Genomic DNA, 22,513 nt, shown 5'->3' on the forward strand with positions numbered 1-22,513 from the left:
GCCCTCATCTGCCTCGCCCGACGCCGCTGCGACGTCCTGTTCGCCATGCTCCGCGACAAGATCCCCTACCAGCCCCGCCCCACACCGCCGATCACCGCTTGACGAAACCCATAGGGACACCCCCCTCACGACCCCGCGCCGACGACGCCCCCGGTCACACCTCGAAACCGGACTTGCGGGTAACGCGTGACACGGCCCTGTCGAACTGCCCGCACAGATGGGGCACACCGTGCCGCCGCAGCCGCCGAAGGCGGGGCCGAGCCTGATGCGACGGGTGGTCCTACGGACGGGGCAGCTCGACAGCGTCCACGACACCCACCACCCCACTCGCCGAACCGGATCCACGGGGCCGACACCACCGACGGCGTCTGGCCCGCCGCCCCCGGCAGGTATGTATCGAGCCACGAAAAGACCTCCGGGCGGGGCCGGGCCTTCGACAGGCCCCGCCTCACCCGGAGGTCTCGAACAACCTCACGGTCCGCCGCCGGATCGCCGGCGGACAGGACGAACTAGTCCATGGAGCGCTTCATGAAGCCGCGCATGCCGATCGCGGAGAACACCACGAAGACGCCCGCGAGGACGGTCATGCAGAGCCAGAGCGGCACGGACTCGACCCCGGGCGGGGCGACCAGCGACCGGGTCGCCTCGCTGATGTAGGTCAGCGGGTTGAGCGAGCAGATCACCTGGTACCAGCGCAGCCCGTCCAGGCCGAGCAGCGGGAACTGCGTCGCGCCGGTGAACATCAGCGGGGTCATCACCACGGTGAACATGATCTGGATGTGCTGCGTCGGGACCAGGGTGCCGAAGGTCAGGCCCACCGCCGCGCCGACCAGCGCGCCGACCGCCAGCACCCCGATCACCTTGAGTACCACCGCCCAGGGCCAGGTGACGTCGAGCATGAGCATGCCGACCGGGATCAGCACCACGCCCGCGATCAGCCCGCGGATGCCGCCGAAGACGATCTTCTCCAGGGCCACCAGCGGGATCGCCATGGGCGACAGGAGGCGGTCCTCGATCTCGCGGGTGAAGGAGAAGTCCATCACCATCGGCAGCGCGGTGTTCTCCAGCCCGATCAGGAAGGCGTTCAGCGCGATGACACCGGGCAGCAGCACGTTGGTGAAGTCGTCGCTGGCGTACCCCAGGTCGCCGAGCACCTTGCCGAAGATCAGCAGCATGAACAGCGGCTGGATGAAGACCTGGAGCAGGAAGCCCACCAGTTCCCGGCCGGTGACGAACAGGTCCCGCGAGAGCACCGCGCGGAACGTGGCGAACTGGTCCATCGCGCGCACCGGCGGCGGCGCCGCCGCCGTCGACGGCGCGGACGGGGTGGCGGGGGCGGTGACGCTCACCGAAGTTCCCTTCCGGTCAGGTGGATGAAGACGTCTTCCAGGCTGGGCTGGCCGATGTTGAGGTCCCGGACCTCGCAACCCAGGTCGGCGAGGATCTTCATCGCCATCGGAATCGCGTTGGCCGGCTGGGTGCTGGTGTAGACCCGGAAGGAGAGCGGGGCATGCGGATCAGCGGGCGCCTCCGCCGCCGGCGCGGGCAACGGCATCGCCGGCATGCCGGGGAACGTCGGCGCCGCGGCGGGGGCGGGGTTCTTCACCTGGAAGTGTTCCACCTGCTCCACGTCCGGGATGGCACCCAGCGCGGACCGCACCTCCTCGGCGGGGGCACCGGGGGTCACCACGAGGGTCAGCGTGCTGCTGCCGGGCAGGGTACGGGTCAGCGCGGCGGGCGTGTCCAGCGTGAGCAGCTTGCCGTGGTCGATGATGCCGACCCGGTCGCAGAGCTTCTCCGCCTCGTCCATGTCGTGGGTGGTGACGACCACGGTCACCCCGGCCTGCTTCAACTCGGCGACCCGGTCGTGCACGAAGAGTCGGGACTGCGGGTCGAGGCCGCCGGACGGCTCGTCGAGGAAGAGCACCCGGGGCGAGTGCATCAGCGCGCGCGCGATCATGGTGCGCTGGGCGAGGCCGCCGGAGAGGAAGTCGGTGCGGGAGTTCGCGTACTCCTTGAGCCCCATCTGCTCCAGCAGTTCGTCGGCGCGGCGGATGCGCTCCGCCCGGGGCACCCGGTGGTACGCCGCGTGGAACAGCAGGTTCTGCCGGACGGTCAGCGCCCGGTCCAGGTTCACCCGCTGCGGCACGACCGCCAGCATCTGTCGGGCGACAGCCGGGGCGCCGATCACGTCCGCGCCGCACACGGTGGCCCGGCCGGAGGAGGCCCGCACCCGTGTGGTCAGCACCCCGATCGTTGTCGTCTTGCCCGCGCCGTTCGGCCCGAGCAGACCGAACACCTCACCCGCGGCGACGGAGAAGCTCAGTCCGTCCACCGCCGGCGGCATGTTGGGCTGGTACTGCTTGACCAGCTCCGTGACCACCACTGCCTCGTCCACGTCGTCATGCTCCCGTCCTGTTCGTGGATCCGATAGATGTACGTGCGCCGATAGGGGGCGCTAGGGGCACGCCAGGGGCGGAAACGTCAGAGGCGCTGCCCGGTCAACCACCGCTGCACCGTGCCGGCGAGCTCCGGCCCCCGGTCGGCGACCATGCTGAAGTGGTCACCGGCCGCGTCCACCGCCTCGTGCGGGTACGGCCAGCGGGACCGCCAGCCGTCCTCCTCGCCGTCCCACTCCCCCAGCGGCTCGCTGGCCCGGACCAGCAGGGTCGACGCCGCCATCGGGGCGGGCTGCCAGTCCAGGAACAGCGGCAGGTATCCGGCCCAGGCCGTCGTCCGCCAGTCGTCCATCGGCGTGTACGCGCTGTCCCGGTCGATCATCCCGTCGAGCAGCTGCGGCACCCACCCGCCGAGCACCTCGCTGTCGGCCGGGTAGGTGTCCATCAGCACGACCGCGGCCGGCGACCGGCCCTGGCGTTCCAGCTCTCCGGCGAGCAGGTTGGCCACCATCGCACCGCCGGAGTGGCCGGCGAGCACGAACGGGCCGGGGCCGACCGTGCGCAACACCGTGTCGGCGTGCACCCGCAGCAGGGCGTCGAGGTCGGCGGGCAGTTCCTCGCCCACCCCGAAGCCCGGGTTGGGCAGGGCCCAGACGTCCCGCACGCCGCGGAAACCGGAGGCGAGCCGGGCGTACTCGTGGGCCCCGGAGAGCAGGGACATGGTGCAGCAGCACACCAGCGGCGCCCCGGCGCCGCCCTCGGCGAGCCGGAGGATGCCGGCCGGGCGGGTGAGCTGCGCGGGCTCGCTGAAGCTGGGCCGGAACTGGGCGAGCTTGACCAGGAGTTCGGCGTACCCGGCGGGGTCCTCGCGCGCCTTGGGCTGGTTGAACAGCCCGCCGAGGAGTCCACCGCCGGCACCCCCCGGGGCGGGCTCCGCGGCGGCGTCCGGGGCGGCCCCGGCCTCGTCCGCGTCGACGAGTTGGCCGAGCAGGTGGCGGGCCAGCGCCGTCGGGGTGGGGTGGTCGAAGAGCAGGGTGGCGGAGAGCTCCGCCCCGGTCTCCTGACGCAGCGCGTCCCGCAGTTCCAGCGCGGTCAGCGAGTCGAAGCCGAGTTCCAGGAAGTCCCGGTCGGCCTCGACCGCCCCGGGCGAGGCGTGGCCGAGCACCGTGGCCACCCGTGCCCGGACCAGGTCCAGCAGGATGCGGTGCCGGTCGCCGGCCGAGGTGGCGGCCAACCGCTCGCGCAGCACCCGGGCCGGATCGCTCGCCTCGCCGCCCGGCCGGGCGTCCCGGTCCGCCTCGACCGCTTCGGGCACGCCGCGCAGCAGCGGACTGGGCCGTACGGCGGTAAAGGTCGGCCCGAACGTGGACCAGTCGAGGTCGGCGAGCGCGACCTGGTCGTCGCCCTGTTCCAGGGCCTGTTGCAGGGCGGACACGGCCACGTCGGTGGCGAGCGGGCGGACTCCGCGGCGGCGCAGCTGCCCCGGCTCGGCGACCTCGTCCGCCCAGGGGACCCAGGCGACGACGGTGGTCGGGCGGCCGGCGGCGCGGCGGCGCGCGGCCAGCGCCGCCAGCCCCGCGCCGCCGGCGGCGGCGACCGCCGCGCCTCCGCCGCCCCAGACGGCGGCGGTGGAGGAAAAGACAACGAACTCGTCGATCGGCCGGTCACCGCACGCCCGGTCGAGCAGTTCCACGGCGGCGGTGCGGGCGGCCACGGAGTCGGCCAGGTCGGACGGTTCCAGCATCGAGACCGGGTCGCCGGCACCGTCGGAGTCGACGACGTGCAAAACGGTGCGGACGCCGGTGCCGTCGGCGGCCAGCCGGTCCAGCACCTCGGGCAGCCGGCCGAGGTCGTCGACGGCGGTGACGGCGACGTCCAGCCCGGTGGGCGCCGCGGGCCCGGCGAGGACGAGGTGGGTCGCACCACGGTCGACGAGCCAGCGCAGCAGGTGCGGGACGCGCACCGCCGCCGCGCCGTGCACGAGGACCGCGCCCCGGGGACGCCAGTCCTCGGCGGCGGGGCCGGCCGGGGCGCGGGACAGCCGCCGCGCGTACACCCCGCCGGGGCGTACCGCGAGCTGGTCCTCGTCGCCCTCGGCCGCGACGAGGCGGGCGAGCGTCGCGAGGGCGGCGTCGTCCGGCTCCGCCGGCAGGTCGACCAGGCCGCCCCACAGTCGCGGCTGTTCCAACGCCAGCACCCGGCCCAGACCCCAGAGGTACGCGCCGGCGACGCCGGGCGCGGGGTCGTCCGCGTCGACGGCGACGGCGCCCCGGGTCACGGTCCACACCGGCACGGTGCTCCCCGCGGCGCCCAGGGCCCGGACCAGCGCGGCGGTGCCGGCCAGCGGGCCCGTCCCGGTCGCCCCGGCCGGCTCCCCCGCCGCCAGCAGCGAGACCACGACCGACGGGGTGCCCCCGGTGGGCAGGGCCCGGGCGACCTCGTCCGGGCCGTCGCCCACGCTCACGAGCACCGGGTCCAGGCCCTCGGCCCGCAGTGCGGCCAGCACCGCCGCGGCGTCGGTACCGGGCCCGGCGACCACCAGGCAGGGGCCGGTCGGCGCGGCGCCGGCGGACGGCGGGTCGACCCGGACCCAGCCGGTGCGGTACCGCAGACCGTCCAGTTCGGAACGGAGTCGCCGATGACCCCGGTAGGCCGTGAGGGCTGGCAGCAGCGCCGTCAGCGCCTCCTGCCGGTCGGTGTCCAGGCCGAGCACGGCGGCCAGCGCGGCCGGCCGCTCGGCCTCCACCGCGGCCCAGAACTCGTCGTCCTCGCCCGCCGGGACCGGCTGGCCGAGGTCGACCACGGGCGGGTCCGGCCAGTACCGCTCGTGGTGGAAGGCGTAGGTGGGCAGCTCGATCCGGGCGGCGTCGGTGCCGGCGAACAGGGCCGGCCAGTCGACGCCGGCTCCCCGCAGGTCGACGGCGGCGATCGCCGCGAGCAGGCCGGCCGGCTCCGGCTGGTCCCGGCGGCCGACCGACGCGAAGGCCGCCGCTTCGGCGTCGGGCAGGCACTCCCGGGCCATCGCGGTCAGCGCCCCGTCAGGGCCGAGTTCCAGGAAGGTCGCCGCCCCGGCGGCGGCGAGGGTGACGACCGCGTCGTGGAAGCGGACGGTGTCCCGGACGTGCTCGACCCAGTAGCCCGGGTCGGTGGCCTCGGCGGCGGTCAGCAGGGCGCCGGTGCGGTCGGAGACGACCGGCAGGGTCGGCGGATGCCAGGTGACCTTCTCCGCGACGACGCGGAAGTCGGCCAGCATGGCGTCCATCCGGGCGGAGTGGAACGCGTGGCTGACGCGCAGCCGGCGGATCCGCCGGCCCTGGGCGGCCAGCCGCTCGCCGGCCGCGAGCACGGCGTCCTCGTCGCCGGAGAGCACCACCGACGCCGGGCCGTTCACGGCGGCCAGCGCCACCCGGTCACCGAGCAGCGGGGCCACCTCGGCCTCGGACGCCCGGACCGCCAGCATCGCCCCGCCGGCCGGCAGGGCCTGCATCAGCCGGCCGCGGGCGGCCACCAGGGCCGCCGCGTCGGCCAGCGACAGCACACCCGCGACGTACGCGGCGGCCAACCCGCCGACCGAGTGGCCGAGCAGGTGCTGCGGGCGCAGGCCCCACGCGGTGACCAGCCGGTAGGCGGCCACCTCGTACGCGAACAGCGCCGGCTGGGTGAACTCGGTGGCGTCCAGCAGCTCCGCCTCGGGCGAGCCGGGGCGGGCGAAGACCACCTCCCGCAGCGGGCGGCTCAGATGCTGGTCCAGCTCCCCGGCCACCTCGTCGAAGGCGGCCGCGAAGACCGGGAACCGGCGGTGCAGCTCGGCACCCATGCCGGGGCGCTGCGCGCCCTGACCGGTGAAGAGGAAGGCGACCTTGCCGGCCGGGCGGGCCACCCCGCGTACCACGCCGGGGGTGGGCCGGTCCTCGGCGACCGCGCGCAGGCCGGCCAGCAGGGCGTCCCGGTCGTCGCCGGTCACCGCGGCCCGGTGCGGCAACGTCGCCCGGGTGGTGACCAGCGAGTACGCCACGTCGGCCGGGGCCAGGTCGGGGTGGGCGGTCAGGTGGTCCAGCAACCGGCGGGCCTGCCCGGTCAGGGCCGGCGCGGAACGGGCGGAGACGATCCACGGTGCCGGCGGGGCGGGCGGGCCGGCGGGCCGGCCGGTGTCGGCGTCCACGTCGGCGGCCTGCTCGATGATGACGTGCGCGTTGGTGCCGCTGATGCCGAACGCGGACACCCCGGCCCGGCGCGGCTGCCCGGTGGCCGGCCAGGACTCCATCCCGGTCAGCAGGGACACGGCCCCGGCGGTCCAGTCGACGTGGGGGGTGGGCTCGTCGACGTGCAGGGTCGGCGGCAGCACCCCGTGCCGCATGGCGAGCACCATCTTCATCACGCCGGCGACACCGGCGGCGGCCTGGGTGTGGCCGATGTTCGACTTGATCGAGCCGAGCCACAGCGGCCGGTCCGCGGGGCGGTCCTGCCCGTACGTGGCCAGCAACGCCTGCGCCTCGATCGGGTCGCCGAGGGTGGTGCCGGTGCCGTGCGCCTCCACCGCGTCCACCTGGTCGGCGGTCAGCCCGGCGTTGGCCAGCGCCTGCCGGATCACCCGCCGTTGCGAGGGGCCGTTCGGGGCGGTCAGCCCGCTGCTCGCGCCGTCCTGGTTGACCGCGCTGCCCCGCACCACGGCGAGGACCGGGTGGCCGTTGCGGCGGGCGTCGGAGAGCCGCTCGACGAGCAGCATGCCGACCCCCTCCGACCAGCCGGTGCCGTCGGCGGCGGCGGCGAACGACTTGCACCGGCCGTCGGTGGACAGGCCGCGCTGCCGGGAGAACTCAACGAAGACGGTCGGGGTGGCCATCACCGACACCCCGCCGGCCAACGCCAGGGTGCACTCCCCCAGCCGCAGCGCCTGGCAGGCGAGGTGCAGCGCGACCAGGGACGACGAGCAGGCGGTGTCCACGGTGACCGCCGGCCCCTCCAGCCCCAGGGCGTACGAGATCCGGCCGCTGGCCACGGCGGCGGCGCTGCCGGTGCCGAGGTAGCCCTCGACTCCGCCGCCGACCCCGGAGAGCAGCGCCGCGTAGTCGCCCTGGCTGGTCGCCGCGTACACGCCGGTGGGCGCGCCACGCAGCGTGGTCGGATCGATGCCGGCCCGTTCGAACGCCTCCCAGGCGGTCTCCAGCAGCAGCCGCTGCTGCGGGTCCATGGCCAGGGCCTCGCGGGGGCTGATGCCGAAGAACGCGGGGTCGAAGTCCCCGGCGGAGTAGAGGAAACCGCCCTCCCGCACGTACGACGTGCCCCGGCTGTCGGGGTCGGTGTCGTAGAGCGCGCCCAGGTTCCAGCCCCGGTCGTCGGGGAACGCCGACATCGCGTCGGCCCCCGCGGCGACAAGGTCCCACAGCTGTTCGGGCGAGGCGACCCCGCCGGGGAACCGGCAGCTCATCCCGATGATCGCCACCGGCTCGCTGAGCGCGGCGGTGAGCTGCTGGTTCTGCTGCTTGAGCTTCTGGTTGTCGAGCAGGGCCGCGCGCAGCGCGTTGACGACCTCGTCCAGTGACACACTCATCGAAGGCTCCTCAGGGCCGGCCGGGTCACGAGTCGGAGCCTTCCAGAGCCATCCTGACCAGGCCGGCGACGTCGAGTTCGCGGATCTGTGCCTCGGGCGCGGGCGGCGCGGCCGGGGCGGCGGGCGCGACGGCCACCGGGCCGGCGCTCGTGCGGGCCAGTTCGAGCAACTGGTCGAGCAGGCCCGCCTGCCGCAGCTGGTCCAGCGGGATCCCGGCGATGGCCCGACGGACCGACTCCTCGTCGCCCCCGCCACCGACGGTCCCGCCGTGGTCGGGGAAGAGTTCCTCGTGCAGGTGGTCGGCGAGACCCTCGGGGGTGGGGTAGTCGAACACGACCGTGGTGGGCAGGTCGTGCCCGGTGGCCGCGGAGAGCAGGTTGCGCAGCTCCACGGCGGTGAGCGAGTCGAAGCCGAGGTCCAGGAAGCCCCGGTCGGTGTCGATCACGTCGGCCGAGGAGTGGCCGAGCACCTTCGCCGCGTCGACCCGCACCATGTCCAGCAGCGCGGCCCGCCGCTCGTCGCCGGGCAGCGCCCGCAGACCGGCAAGCAGGTCCCGGGCGACGGGCGCGGGCACGTCCGGCCCGGCGGCGGGGGCGGCGGCGAGCGCGCGTACGGCCGGCAGGTCCGCCAGCAGCGGGCTGGGCCGCAGCGACGTGAACAGCGGCTGGAAGACGGCCCAGTCGATGTCCGCCACGGTGACGCAGGTGTCACCGGCCGCCAGGGCGTGCCGCAGCCCGGCCATCGCCACGCCCGGCGGCATCACCCGCAGGCCGCGGCGGCGCAACTGCTCCGCCGCGCCGTCGGTGTACATGCCCGACTCGGTCCACGGCCCCCAGGCGACGGAGGTGGCCGCCAGGCCCCGGCCGCGCCGCCGCTCGGCGAGCGCGTCGAGGTAGGCGTTGCCGGCCGCGTACGCGCCCTGCCCGCCACTGCCCCACACGGCGGAAATGGAGGAGAAGAGCACGAACGCGTCCAGCTCGACGCCGTCGAGCAGCTCGTCGAGGTGCTCGGCGCCGGACAGCTTCGGGGCGATGACGTACGCCAGGTCCTCCAGGGTGGTCTCGGCCAGCGGCACCACCTCGCTGACCCCGGCGGCGTGCACCACCGCGCGCAGCGGCGGCCCCTCCCGCCGCAGGTCGGCCAGGAGGTCGGCCATCGCGGTCCGGTCGGCGGCGTCGCACCGGGCGACCCGGCAGTCCACCCCGAGGCCGGTCAGCTCGGCGAGCAGGTCGGTCGCTCCCGGGGTGTCAGTGCCCCGTCGGCTGGTCAGCACCACCCGTTCCGCGCCGGCGCCGGCCACCCAGCGGGCCACGTGCCCACCGAGCGCACCGGTTCCGCCGGTGATCAGCACGGTCCCCCGGGGCTGCCACGGCTCGGGTTCCCCGGTGGTGACGGCGGGGACGAGCCGCCGGACCAGTACGCCGGAGTCGCGGACGGCCACCTGGTCCTCGACGCCACCGCCGGTGAGGATGCCGCCGAGCCGCATCGCCGTCCACGCCTCGATGGTGGTGGGCAGGTCCACCAGCCCGGCCCAGCGGGCGGGCTGCTCGAGCGCGGCCACCCGGCCCAGGCCCCACAGCATCGCCTGTCGGGGGTTGAGCGGGACGTCGTCGTCGCCGACGCCGACGGCGCCCTGCGTGACGCACCAGAGCCGGGCCGGAACGTCCAGGTCGGTCAGTTGCTGGAGCAGGTGCACGGTCGCGGCGAGGCCGCGCGGCAGCGCCGGGTGCTCGGCGTGCGGGGCGTCGTCGAGGCCGAGGAAGGACAGGATCGACAGCGGCTCGTCGGCCGCGCCGAGCGCCTCGGTGAGGACGGCCGCGAATCCCCCGGTCAGCTCGTCCGAATCGGCGGCGGTGTCGACGGGCACGGTGGTGACGTCCCCGCCGAGGGCCCAGGTGCAGGAGTTCAGGTCCGGGTCGTCCGCCCGGTCGGCGGGCAGCAGCACGAGCCAGCGGCCGGACTCCTCCGCCGCGGGCGGCTCGGCGAGCGGCTCCCAGACCGCCCGGTACCGGGTGCCGTCCACGAGGGAGCGTTCCCGCCCGCGCCGCCGCCACGCCGACAGGGCGGGCAGCACCGTCCCGAACGGCTGGTCGCGGTCCACCTCGAGATCGCGGACCAGCGAGTCGAAGTCCTCGGCGTCGACGGCCGCCCAGAAGCGGCGCTCGACCTCGGTGCCGTCGTCCTCGACCGCCAGCGCGGCCCAGGGCGGCGGCTCCGGCCAGTAGCGCTGCCGGTCGAAGACGTACGTGGGCAGTTCGACCCGCCGGGCGCCAGCGCCCTCGTACAGGGCCGACCAGTCCGGGGAGACGCCGTGGGCGTGCAGCGCGGCGACGGCCCGCAGCAGGGTGACCGCCTCGGGACGCTCCCGGCGCAGCGCGGGCACGACCAGCGGCGCCCGGCCGCCGGCCGGGGCGCCCTCGGCGAGGACGGCCTGGGCGAGGGCGGTGAGCACCCCGTCCGGGCCGACCTCGACGTAGCCGGTGACGTTGCGGTCCCGCAGCGCCGCGACGGCGTCCGCGAAGCGCACCGCGTCGCGGGCGTGCCGCACCCAGTACTCCGGCGTACCGATCTCGGTCACGTCGACCGGCGCGCCGGTGACGGTGGAGACCATCGGGACGGTCGGGGCCTGGTACCGCAGGCGGCCGGCGACGGCGGCGAGGTCATCGAGCACCGGCTCCATCAGCGGACTGTGGAACGCGTGGCTGACCGTCAGGCGCCGGATCCGGACGCCCCGGGCGGTCCACTCGGCGGCCAGCTCCTCGACGGCGTCGCCGGCCCCGGAGACCACCACGGCGGTCGGGCCGTTGACGGCGGCGACGGAGACCCGGTCTACGCGGTCGCCGAGCGCGGCGGTCACCTCGGCCTCGCTGGCGGCGATGGCGAGCATCGCCCCGCCGGCCGGCAGTGCCTGCATCAGCCGGCCCCGGGCGGCGACCAGCTCGGCGGCGTCGGCCAGGGACAGCACCCCGGCGGCGTGGGCGGCGGCGAACTCGCCGATGGAGTGCCCGGCGACCGCGTCGGGGCGGACGCCCCACGCCTCCAGCAGCCGGAACAGCGCCACCTCGACGGCGAAGAGCGCCGGCTGGGTGAACTCGGTCCGGTCCAGCAGCTCCGCGTCGGGGGTGCCGGCCTCGGCGAGGAGCACCGGCTTCAGCGGGCGGGGCAGGTGCGGGTCGAGAGCGGCGCAGACCTCGTCGAGGGCGGCGGCGAAGACCGGGAACGCCTCGGCCAGCTCGCGGCCCATCCCGGCCCGCTGGGCCCCCTGCCCGGAGAACAGGTACGCCACCTTCGGCCGGGACGCGGCCGCGCCGGTGACCAGCAGCGGCGAGTCCTCGCCGGCGGCGAGGGCGCGCAGCCCGGCGTCCAGGGCGGTCCGGTCGGTGGCGAGGACGACGGCCCGGTGGTCCAGCGTGGCCCGGGAGGCCACCGACGACCAGCCGACGTCGACCAGCCGCGGGGCGGCCGGACCGGTGAGCTGGTCGGCCCAGCGGTCGGCCTGGGCGGCCAGCGCGGCTGCCGTACGCGCCGACAGCAGCACCGGTACCACCGGCAGCCGGGCCGGGTCCCCCGCGGGCTCGACCGGCGGGGACGGCTCGGCCGGCTCGGGCGCCTGCTCCAGGATGGTGTGCGCGTTGGTGCCGCTGATCCCGAACGAGGAGACGGCGGCCCGGCGCGGGTGGCCGGTGGCCGGCCACGGGCGGCCCTCGTCGAGCAGCTCGACCGCGCCGACGGTCCAGTCCACCTGGTCGGTCGGCTCGTCGACGTGCAGGGTCTGCGGCAGGTAGCCGTGCTGGAGTGCCAGCACCATCTTGATGATCCCGGCGACGCCGGCGGCGGCCTGGGTGTGGCCGATGTTGGACTTGATCGAGCCCAGCCAGAGGGGCTGGTCGTCGGGCCGTTCCCGGCCGTACGTGGCGAGCAGGGCCTGCGCCTCGATCGGGTCGCCGAGCCTGGTGCCGGTGCCGTGCGCCTCGACGGCGTCCACGTCCGCCGGGGCGAGGCCCGCGTTGGCGAGGGCCTGCCGGATCACCCGCTGCTGCGACGGCCCGTTGGGCGCGGTGAGGCCGTTGGACGCGCCGTCCTGGTTGACGGCGCTGCCCCGGATCACCGCGAGCACCGGGTGGCCGTTGCGGCGGGCGTCGGACAGCCGCTCGACCAGCAGCAGGCCGAGTCCCTCGCCCCAGCTTGTGCCGTCGGCGGCGGAGGCGAACGCCTTGACCCGGCTGTCCGGGGCCAGCCCCCGCTGCCGGCTGAAGCCGACGAACACGCCGGGGGTGGACATCACGGTGACGCCGCCGACGAGGGCGAGGGAGCACTCCGCCTGGCGCAGCGCCTGGCAGGCCCAGTGCAGCGCCACCAACGACGAGGAGCAGGCGGTGTCCACCGATACGGCGGGCCCCTCCAGCCCAAGCGTGTACGACACCCGGCCGGAGAGCACGCTGCCGGCGTTGCCGGTCATCAGGTGGCCCTCGGCGCCCTCGGCGCTGTACATCAGGTTCCGGTAGTCCTGGTAGTTGGTGCCGACGAAGACCCCGGTGGAGCTGCCGCGCAGCGCCTGGGGGTCGATCCCGGCCCGCTCGATCGCCTCCCAGGACGCCTCCAGCAGGAGCCGCTGCTGCGGGTCCATGGCCAGGGCCTCGCGGGGGCTGATGCCGAAGAAGCCGGCGTCGAAGTCGGCGACCCCGGCGACGAAGCCGCCCTCGCGGGCGTAGCTGGTGCCCTCGTTCTCGGGGTCGGAGTCGAAGAGCCGGTCGAGGTCCCAGCCCCGGTCGGTGGGGAACTCGCCGATCGCGTCGCCGCCGTCGGTGAGGAGCTGCCACAACTGCTCCGGGGTGTCCGCCCCGCCGGGGAGGCGGCAGCTCATCGCCACGATGGCGATCGGCTCGTCGTCCACGACCGTGGTGGCCGGGGCGGGGGTGGCGGCGTCCGGCGCGACGCCGGTGAGCAGTTCGTCGAGGTGCGCGGCGAGCACGGTCGGGTTGGGGTAGTCGAAGGCGAGCGTCGCGGGCAGCCGCAGGTCCGTGGCGGTGGCCAGGAAGTTGCGCATGTCCACCGCGGTCAGCGAGTCCAGGCCCAGGTCGCGGAAGGGGCGGGTGGCCGGGATGTCGTCGGCCGCGCCGTAGCCGAGCGCGGTCGCCGCGCACTGGCGGACCAGCTCCAGCAGCGCCGCGGCGCGCTCCGCCGGGGCGAGCCCGGCGAACCGCCGGGCCGCTGCCCCCGACGGCGCGTCCGGCTCCTCCTCGGTGGCCTCCTGCGCGACCTGCTGGGCCGCCTCCTGCACCTCGGCGAGGTCGCCGATGAGGGGGCTGGGCCGGACCAGGGTGAACGCGGGGGCGAACCGGGCCCAGTCGATGTCGGCGATGACGGTGGTCGCGTCGCCGCGCCGCAGCGCCCGCGCGAGGGCCTCGACGGCCAGGTCGGGGTCCATGCCGACCATGCCGCCCCGGCGCAGCCGCTGCTGGGCGCGCTCGTTGTCGGCGGGCAGGCCGGCCCCGCGCCACGCGCCCCAGGCCACGGAGAGGGCGGGGCGGCCCTCGGCCCGACGCCGCTCGGCGAGGGCGTCGAGGAAGGCGTTCGCCGCCCCGTATGCGCCCTGCCCGGCGTTGCCGGTGGTGCCGGCGACCGAGGAGAAGAGCACGAAGGCGTCCAGGTCCAGGTCGCGGGTCAGCTCGTCCAGGTGGACGGCGGCGGCGCACTTGGGCGCGGCGACGGTGTGCAGGCGCTGCGGGGTGGCGGTGTCCACGATGCCGTCGTCGAGGACGGCGGCGGTGTGCAGCACGGCGGTCACCGGAGCGTCGGCGGGCACGGTGTCCAGCAGGTCGGCCAGCTGCGCCCGGTCGGTGACGTCGCAGCGGGCCACGGTGACCCGTACGCCGAGGTCGGTCAGCTCCTCCTCCAGCTCGGCGGCGCCCGGGGCGTCCGGGCCGCGCCGGCTGGCCAGCAGGACGTGCGCGGCGCCGGAACGGGCGGCCCAGCGGGCCATGTGCCCGCCCAGCCCCCCGGTGCCGCCGGTGATCAGGACGGTGCCGCGCATCCGCCAGCCGTCGTCCGCCGTGTCGCCGGACGCGGTCGGCTCGGGCTCGGCGATCCGGGCGAGCCGGCGGACGAGGACCCCGGAGTCGCGGACGGCGAGCTGGTCCTCGCCGCCGTTGTCGCCGAGCGCCGCGCAGAGCAGCGCGCCGGTCTGCGCGTCGAGGGCCTCCGGCAGGTCGAGCAGGCCGCCCCAGCGGCCGGGGTGTTCGAGGGCGACGGCGCGGCCGAGCCCCCAGACGGAGGCGGCCACCGGGTGCGGTGGCAGGTCGTCGGCGGAGACCGCGACGGCCCCCCGGGTCGCGCACCACAGCGGCGCCTCGACGTCGAGCGTGCCGAGCGCCTGCACCAGCAGGGCGGTGCCCGAGGCGGCCAGCGAGGTCGCCGGGTGCTCCGGGTGCGCCCGCTCGTCCAGGCCGAGCAGCGAGAGCACGGCGGCGGGCTGGTCCGGGCCGGGGAGCGCGGCGCGCAGCCGGTCGACCAGGGCCGTCGGTTCGTCGGTGGCGTCCAGTTCCACGGGTACGACGTCCGCGCCGAAGTTGCCGAGCGCCGCCAGCACCCCGCTGACCAGGGGGTCGTCGCCCATCCCCGCGGGCAGCGGGACGAGCCAGGTGCCGGCGAGCCAGGTCAGCGGCAGGTCGGGCACGGCCTGCCAGGTGACTCGGTAGCGCCACCGGTCGATGTCCGGCGTGCCGTCGGCGGCGGCGAGGAAGACCGGCGGCGCCGGCCAGTACCGGTGGTGGTCGAAGGCGTAGGTGGGCAGCGCCACGACGTCGGTCCCGGCGAGGACGGCGGTCAGGTCGACGGGCAGGCCGATCGCGTGCGCGGTGGCGAGGTTGGTCAGCAGCCGCGTCGCGTCGTCGTCACCCCGCCGCAGGCTGCCCAGAATGTGACCGGTGACGCCCGCGTCGTCGAGGATCGCGGTGACCGGCATGGTCAGCACCGGATGCGGGGAAATCTCCACGAACGTCGTGTGACCCGCGGCGACCGCCACCCGCACGGCCGAATCGAACTGCACCGTCTGCCGCAGGTTGTCATACCAGTAGTCCGCCGTCATCGACACCGGATCCACCCAGTCACCCGTCAACGTCGACACCAGACGGGTGTGGCCCTCCTGCGGGGCGATGTCAGCCAAGTCGGCGCGGAGTTGTTCCGCGACGTCCTGCACCGCGACCGAGTGGGAGGCGTAGTCGACGGGGATCAGCCGCGCCCGGACACCGTCGGCCTGACAGGCTTCGACGAGGTCCGCGACGGGCTGCGGCGGACCGGACACCACCACGGTGGAAGGGCCGTTGACGGCGGCCACCCCGACACCCGGGAACGCGGCCAGCCTCTCCGCCACCGCGTCGGCGGACAGGTCCACCGACGCCATCGTGCCCGTGCCCCGCAGCACCGTCAGCGCCCGCGACCGCAACGCCACCGCCTTCGCCGCATCCTCCAACGACAGAATCCCCGCCACACACGCGGCACCGATCTCACCCTGCGAGTGACCGATCACCGCCCCCGGAGCCACCCCCACGTGCTGCCACACCGCCGCCAGAGCGATACCCACGGCCCACAGGACCGGCTGCACCACCTCCACCCGCTCCAACCACGACTCGTCCTCGCCCGTGAGCACCGACACCAGGTCCACGTCCAGATAAGGGGCGAGAGCTTGCTGGCACTCGGCCAACTTCGCGTCGAACACCGGCGTACGACCCACCAGACCGGCCGCCATCCGCGCCGACTGCGCACCCTGACCCGGGAACACGAACACCGCACCCGCGCCCGCGCCCGACGCCACGCCCGTGGTCACGTTCGCGGCCGGACGACCCGCCGCGACGGCGTCCAGCCCAGCCAGCAGCTCGTCGACGGTCGACCCGACGACGGCCGCCCGGTGGTCGAACGCCGACCGCGTGGCAGCCAGGGACCAGCCGACCGCCGCCGGGTCCAGGCCCTCCCGCTCCCGCACGTACGACGCCAGTCGGGCGGCCTGCCCGGCCAGGGCGGCCGTCGACCGGGCCGACACCGGCCAGAGGAACGCGTCGGCGGCGACCAGTCCGGGGATGGAGTCGGACGGGTGGCCCTCGGCCGGCTCGGCGGGCTGCTCGATGATCACGTGGGCGTTGGTGCCGGAGATGCCGAACGAGGAGACCGCCGCCCGGCGCACCCGGCCCGTCTCGGGCCACGGCCGCGCCTCGGTCGCCAGTTCGATGGCGCCGGCCGTCCAGTCGACGTGCGGGGACGGCTCGTCCACGTGCAGCGTCGCCGGCACGACCCCGTGCCGCATCGCCAGCACCATCTTGATCACACTGGCCACGCCCGCGGCGGCCTGCGCGTGCCCGATGTTGGACTTCAACGAGCCGAGGAGCAGCGGTTCGGCGCCCTCCCGGTCCTGCCCGTACGTGGCCAGCAGCGCCTGCGCCTCGATCGGGTCACCGAGCTTCGTGCCGGTGCCGTGCGCCTCCACCACGTCGATGTCGGCCGTGGACAGCCGGGCGCTCGTGAGGGCCTGGCTGATCACCCGCTGTTGGGCGGGGCCGTTCGGGGCGCTCAGGCCGTTGGAGGCGCCGTCCTGGTTGACGGCGGAGCCGCGTACGACCGCGAGGATCCGGTGGCCGTTGCGGCGGGCGTCGGACAGCCGCTCGACCAGCAGCCAGCCGACGCCCTCGGAGAACCCGGCGCCGTCGGCGGCGGCGGCGAAGGACTTGCACCGGCCGTCCGGGGAGAGGGCCCGCTGCCGGCTCGACCCGATGTACAGGCCCGGGGTGGCCATCACGGTCACGCCGCCGGCGAGGGCCAGGTCGCACTCCCCCGCCCGCAGCGCCTGCACGGCGAGGTGCAGCGCCACCAGGGACGACGAGCAGGCCGTGTCGATGGACACGGCGGGCCCCTCCAGCCCGAGGGTGTACGACACCCGGCCGGACGCGACGGCCGCCGCGCCACCGGTCATCGAGTGCCCCTCGTCGCCGTCCGGCGACATCATCAGCAGGGTGGCGTAGTCCTGCCCGTTGGTGCCGACGAACACCCCGGTCCGGCTGCCGCGCAGCGACGCCGGGTCGATGCCGGCGGCCTCGACCGCCTCCCAGGAGGTCTCCAGCAGCAGCCGCTGCTGCGGGTCCATGGCAAGCGCCTCACGCGGCGAGATGCCGAAGAAGGCGGAGTCGAAGTCGCCGGCGCCGTCGACGAACCCGCCCTCCCGGGCGTACGAGGTGCCCGGGTGGTCGGGGTCGGGGTGGTAGAGGCGCTCCAGGTTCCAGCCCCGGTCGTCGGGGAAGGGCGCCACGGCGTCCCGGCCGTCCCGCAGCAGCTCCCACAGGTCGTCGGGGTTGCGCACCCCGCCGGGCAGGCGGCAGCTCATCGCCACGATCGCCACCGGCTCCAGTTCCTGGGACTGTGCCTCACTGAGCCGGCGGCGGGTGTCGTGGAGATCAGCCATGACCCGCTTGAGGTAGTCGCGGAGCTTGTCTTCATTGGCCATCGGAGTGCCGCTTCCTGAGCAGGGACGAAGGGGAGCCGGAGCTGGGGTCAGGAGATGCCGAGGTCCTTGTCCACCATGGCGAACAGTTCGTCGTCGGTGGCGTCGTCGAGGTGCCGGCCGATGTCGCTGCCACCGCTGTCCTGGCCGAGCCGGGAGAGCATCGCCTGGAGGCGTACGGTGGCCCGCACCCGCGCCGCCTCGTCCCGTGCCACCACGTCGAGGCTGTCGGCGATCCGGTCGAGATCGTCGAGGAGCGCGGTCGGGGTGACCACGTCGTCGTGGGCGACCTCGGCGAAGAGGTACTCCGCCAGGGTCGTCGGGGTCGGGTAGTCGAAGACCAGCGTGACCGGCAGGGCCACGCCGGTGGCCGAGCCGAGCCGGTTGCGCAGCTCGACGGCGGTGACGGAGTCGAAGCCCAGCTCCCGGAACGCCCGGTGCTCGTCCACCGACTCGGCGGACGGGTAGTTGAGCACGGCGGCGACCTGGCTGCGGACCAGGCCGAGCAGGACGGCGAGCCGTTCGGCGGCGGGCAGCCCGGCGAACCGCTCCCGCAACGAGTCCGGGCCGTCGCCGGCCTCGACGCCGGCCACCTTCTCGGCCGCCTGGAGCCGGCGGACGTCCGGCAGGTCGCTGATCAGCGGGCCGGGCCGGGTGGCGGTGAAGGCGACAGCGAAGCGTTCCCAGGCCATGTCGGCGATGGTGAGGAACGCCTCGCCGTGGTCCACGGCCTGGTGCAGCGCGGCGATGGCCGCGTCAGGGCTCATCTCGGGTACGCCGTGCCGGTGCAGCAGCTCGCCGAGCGGCCCGTCCGCCATGCCGCCGCCGGCCCAGGCGCCCCAGGCGACGGAGGTGGCGGGCAGGCCGAGACCACGCCGGTGCTGGGCCAGCGCGTCGAGGAACGCGTTGCTCGGGGCGTAGTTGCCGACGCCGGAGCTGGCCACGCTGCCGGCGAACGACGAGAACATGACGAACGCGGACAGGTCCAGGTCGAGGGTCAGCTCGTGCAGGTTGTACGCGACGTCGACCTTGGCCTGGAGCACCCGCTCGATCTGCTCCAGCCGGATGTCGTTGATCATGGCGTCGTCCAGCACGGCGGTGGCGTGCACGACCGTGGTGAGCGGGTACTCGGCGGGGATCGCGCCGATCAGGTCGGCCAGCGCGTCCCGGTCGGAGGCGTCGCAGGCCACCACGGTGGCCTGGGCGCCCAGCGCGGTGAGCTCGTCGACGAGCTGCTGGGCGCCCGGCGCGGCCATGCCCCGCCGGCTGACCACGACGATGTTCTCCACCCCGCTGCGGGCCAGCCAGCGGGCGGCGTGCCCGCCGAGCGCGCCGGTGCCGCCGGTGACCAGCGCCGTACCGAACGGCTGCCAGGGGTTCGCGGGCTGGCTGTCGCCGAGCGGGACGCGGGTGAGCCGCCGGGCGAGCAGGCCGCCGGGGCGTACCGCGATCTGGTCCTCCTCCCCGGCGGCGGTGAGGGCCGCGACCAGCAGGGCGGCGCAGCGCTCCTCGACGGCCTCGGGCAGATCCACGAGGCCACCCCAGCGCTGCGGGTGCTCCAGCGCGGCGACCCGGCCGAAGCCCCACACCAGCGACTGCACCGGCGAGCGCAGCAGGTCGGTGCGGCCGACGGACACGGCGCCGGAGGTGACGCTCCACATGGGGGCGCGCAGGCCGATGTCGCCGAGGGCCTGGAAGAGCGCGACGGTGGCGGCGAAGCCGCCGGGCACGGACGGGTGCAGCGGGTGGGCGAGTTCGTCGAAGGCGAGCAGCGAGATGACGCCGGTCACCTCGGCGGCCCCCTGGTCCCCGCCCGGCGCCGCGGCGAGCGCCTCCTGCAGCAGCTTGCCGAGCAGGTCGCGGTCGACGTCGCTGGTGGAGACGGCCACCGGGACGAGGGTCGCGCCAGCCGTCGTGAATGCCTCGACGCAGGCGTCCTGCCAGGGCTCGACGATGTCGCCGGTCGGCATGACGACGACCCAGGTGCCGCTCATGCCCCGGTTGGTGACGCCGGTCAGGGGCTTCCAGGTGTCCTGGTAGCGCCAGCTGTCGATGTCGGACTGCCGGCGCCGCTGCCGGCGCCACGAGGTGAGCAGCGGCAGGGCCGGGAGCAGCGCGTCGAGGGCCTCGTGCGCGGGGGTGTCCTCGGTGGCGACGGTCTCGGCGAGGGCGGTGAGGTCGCCGCGTTCCACGGCGGCCCAGAAGCTCGCGTCGCTCGGGTCGGCCGCTCCCTGGAGCAGGCTTTCCAGGTCGACGCCGCCGCTGCCGTCCAGCCAGTACCGCTGGTGGTCGAAGGCGTACGTGGGCAGGTCGACAGCGTCGGTCTCGGCGAGGACGGTCGTGAGGTCGACGGGCAGGCCGATGGCGTGCGCCGTGGCCAGGTTGGTCAGCAGCCGCGTCGCGTCGTCGTCACCCCGCCGCAGGCTGCCCAGAATGTGACCGGTGACGCCCGCGTCGTCGAGGATCGCGGTGACCGGCATGGTCAGCACCGGATGCGGCGAGATCTCCACGAACGTCGTGTGACCCGCGGCGACCGCCACCCGCACAGCCGAATCGAACTGCACCGTCTGCCGCAGGTTGTCATACCAGTAGTCCGCCGTCATCGACACCGGATCCACCCAGTCACCCGTCAACGTCGACACCAGACGGGTGTGACCCTCCTGCGGGGCGATGTCAGCCAAGTCGGCGCGGAGTTGTTCCGCGACGTCCTGCACCGCGACCGAGTGGGAGGCGTAGTCCACCGGGATCAGCCGCGCCCGGACACCGTCGGCCTGGCACGCTTCGACGAGGTCCGCGACGGGCTGCGGCGGACCGGACACCACCACGGTGGAAGGGCCGTTGACGGCGGCCACCCCGACACCCGGGAACGCGGCCAGCCTCTCCGCCACCGCGTCGGCGGACAGGTCCACCGACGCCATCGTGCCGGTACCCCGCAGCACCATCAGCGCCCGCGACCGCAACGCCACCGCCTTCGCCGCATCCTCCAACGACAGAATCCCCGCCACACACGCGGCACCGATCTCACCCTGCGAGTGACCGATCACCGCCCCCGGAGCCACCCCCACGTGCTGCCACACCGCCGCCAGAGCGATACCCACGGCCCACAGGACCGGCTGCACCACCTCCACCCGCTCCAACCACGACTCGTCCTCGCCCGTGAGCACCGACACCAGGTCCACGTCCAGATAAGGGGCGAGAGCTTGCTGGCACTCGGCCAACTTCGCGTCGAACACCGGCGTACGACCCACCAGACCGGCCGCCATCCGCGCCGACTGCGCACCCTGACCCGGGAACACGAACACCGCCCCCGCACCCGTCCCGGAAACGGTGCCCGTGACCAGGTTCCCGGACGGCGAACCGGCGGCCAGGGCGTCCAGCCCAGCCAGCAGTTCCTCGACGCTCGCACCGACCACCGCCGCCCGCTGATCGAACAGCGACCGCGTCGTGGCCAGGGACCAGCCCACCGCCGCCGGAGCCACGTCACCGCGCTCGCGCACGTACTCCGCCAGCCGCGCCGCCTGACCCGCCAGAGCCCCCTTCGACCGCGCCGACACCGACCACACCAGGACGTCGGAGGCGACCAGGCCGGGTCGCCGGCTGGTCTCGACCGCCACCTCGACGGTCTCCTCACCGTCGGCGGCCTCCGGCGCGGCGGTACGCGGCCGGTACTCCTCCACGATGACGTGGGCGTTGGTGCCGCTGACGCCGAACGAGGAGACGCCGCCCCGGCGGGGACGACCCAGCTCCGGCCACGGCTTGGCCTCGGTGAGCAGCGACACCGCCCCGGCGGTCCAGTCGACGTGCGGGGACGGCTCGTCGACGTGCAGGGTCTCCGGCATGAGGCCGTTGCGCAGGGCCATCACCATCTTGACCATGCCGGCGACGCCGGCGGCGCTCTGGGTGTGGCCGATGTTCGACTTCACCGAGCCGAGCCAGAGCGGCCGGTCGGCGGGGCGGTCCTGCCCGTACGTGGCGATCAGGGCCTGCGCCTCGATCGGGTCGCCGAGCGTCGTGCCGGTGCCGTGCGCCTCCACCATGTCGACGTCGGCGGCACCGAGGCGGGCGTTGACCAGGGCCTGCCGGATGACCCGCTGCTGCGAGGGGCCGTTCGGGGCGGTGAGGCCGTTCGACGCGCCGTCCTGGTTGAGGGCGCTGCCGCGGATGACGGCGAGGATCGGGTGGCCGTTGCGCTCGGCGTCGGAAAGCCGTTCCACCACCAGCACGCCGCCGCCCTCGCCCCAGCCGGTGCCGTCCGCCCCGGCCGCGAACGCCTTGCACCGGCCGTCGACGGACATGCCGCGCTGCCGGGAGAAGACGACGAACACGCCGGGGGTGACCATCACGGTGACGCCACCGGCGATGGCCAGGTCGCACTCGCGGCGGCGCAGCGCGGTCGCCGCGAGGTGCAGGGCCACCAGCGACGACGAGCAGGCGGTGTCCACGGTGACGGCCGGGCCGTTGAGGCCGAGGGTGAACGAGATCCGGCCGGACGCCACACTGGTGGTGTTGCCGGTGCCGATGTACATGTCGACGCCCTCGGGCACGTTCGGCAGACCCATGCCGTAGTTGGAGGTGCTCAGCCCCACGAAGACGCCGGTCTGGCTGCCGCGCAGCGACAGCGGGTCGATGCCGGCCCGCTCGATGGCCTCCCAGGACGTCTCCAGCAGCAGCCGCTGCTGCGGGTCCATGGCGAGGGCCTCACGCGGGGAGATCCCGAACAGCGACGGGTCGAACGCGCCGGCCTGGTCGAGGAAGCCGCCGATCCGGGTGTAGCTCTTGCCCGGCTTGTTGGGGTCGGGGTCGTAGAGCGACGCCAGGTCCCAGCCCCGGTCGTCCGGAAACTCGGTGAGCGCGTCCCGGCCGTCGGCGACGAGTTCCCACAGGTCTTCCGGGGAGTGGACGCCACCCGGGAAGCGGCAGCTCATCGAGACGATGGCCAGCGGCTCCTGGTCGCGTGCCTCGACGGTCTGCAGCTTGCGCTTGGTCTCGTGCAGGTCGGCGGTCACCCGCTTGAGGAAGTACCGCAGCTTGTCGTCGCTCATCGGGTGGCGCCTTCCTCGATGAAGAATCCGGTCA

Annotated in this window: 5 protein-coding genes; all 5 read right to left on the minus strand. The window is 75.0% G+C overall.

Annotation, left to right across the window (positions count from 1 at the left end):
• Nucleotides 1-509: 509 nt before the first annotated feature.
• The 5 genes from ACGFZ2_RS28140 to ACGFZ2_RS28160 all read right to left on the minus strand — a co-directional run bounded on the left by ACGFZ2_RS28140 (nucleotide 510) and on the right by ACGFZ2_RS28160 (nucleotide 22,479).
• Nucleotides 510-1,349 carry an ABC transporter permease gene (locus tag ACGFZ2_RS28140; protein WP_350711463.1) on the minus strand — a complete coding sequence of 280 codons (840 nt, stop codon included), beginning with the start codon at nucleotides 1,347-1,349 and terminating at the stop codon, nucleotides 510-512.
• Nucleotides 1,346-2,398 (minus strand): ABC transporter ATP-binding protein, encoded by a 1,053-nt coding sequence (locus tag ACGFZ2_RS28145; protein WP_393458643.1) that lies wholly within the window; start codon nucleotides 2,396-2,398, stop codon nucleotides 1,346-1,348. Before ACGFZ2_RS28145 ends, ACGFZ2_RS28140 begins: the two co-directional genes overlap by 4 nt.
• 86 nt (nucleotides 2,399-2,484) lie before the next feature.
• Complete coding sequence (locus ACGFZ2_RS28150; protein WP_393458676.1) at nucleotides 2,485-7,944, minus strand: type I polyketide synthase; 5,460 nt, start codon at nucleotides 7,942-7,944, stop codon at nucleotides 2,485-2,487.
• 31 nt (nucleotides 7,945-7,975) lie between these two features.
• Nucleotides 7,976-17,491, minus strand: coding sequence for a type I polyketide synthase (locus ACGFZ2_RS28155; RefSeq protein WP_393458679.1), 9,516 nt, complete (start codon nucleotides 17,489-17,491; stop codon nucleotides 7,976-7,978).
• Entirely contained in the window at nucleotides 17,488-22,479 is a 4,992-nt protein-coding gene (locus ACGFZ2_RS28160) for a type I polyketide synthase (RefSeq protein WP_393458646.1), read from the minus strand. The genes ACGFZ2_RS28155 and ACGFZ2_RS28160 overlap by 4 nt, the downstream gene beginning before the upstream one ends.
• Nucleotides 22,480-22,513 lie beyond the last annotated feature (34 nt).

It is taken from the genome of Micromonospora sp. NPDC048063 (assembly GCF_043202855.1).
Classification (GTDB): domain Bacteria; phylum Actinomycetota; class Actinomycetes; order Mycobacteriales; family Micromonosporaceae; genus Micromonospora.

Coding starts and splice junctions, on each gene's coding strand:
- ACGFZ2_RS28160 (WP_393458646.1), bottom strand. CDS start 22,479: ATGAGCGACGACAAGCTGCGGTACTTCCTCAAGCGGGTGACCGCCGAC.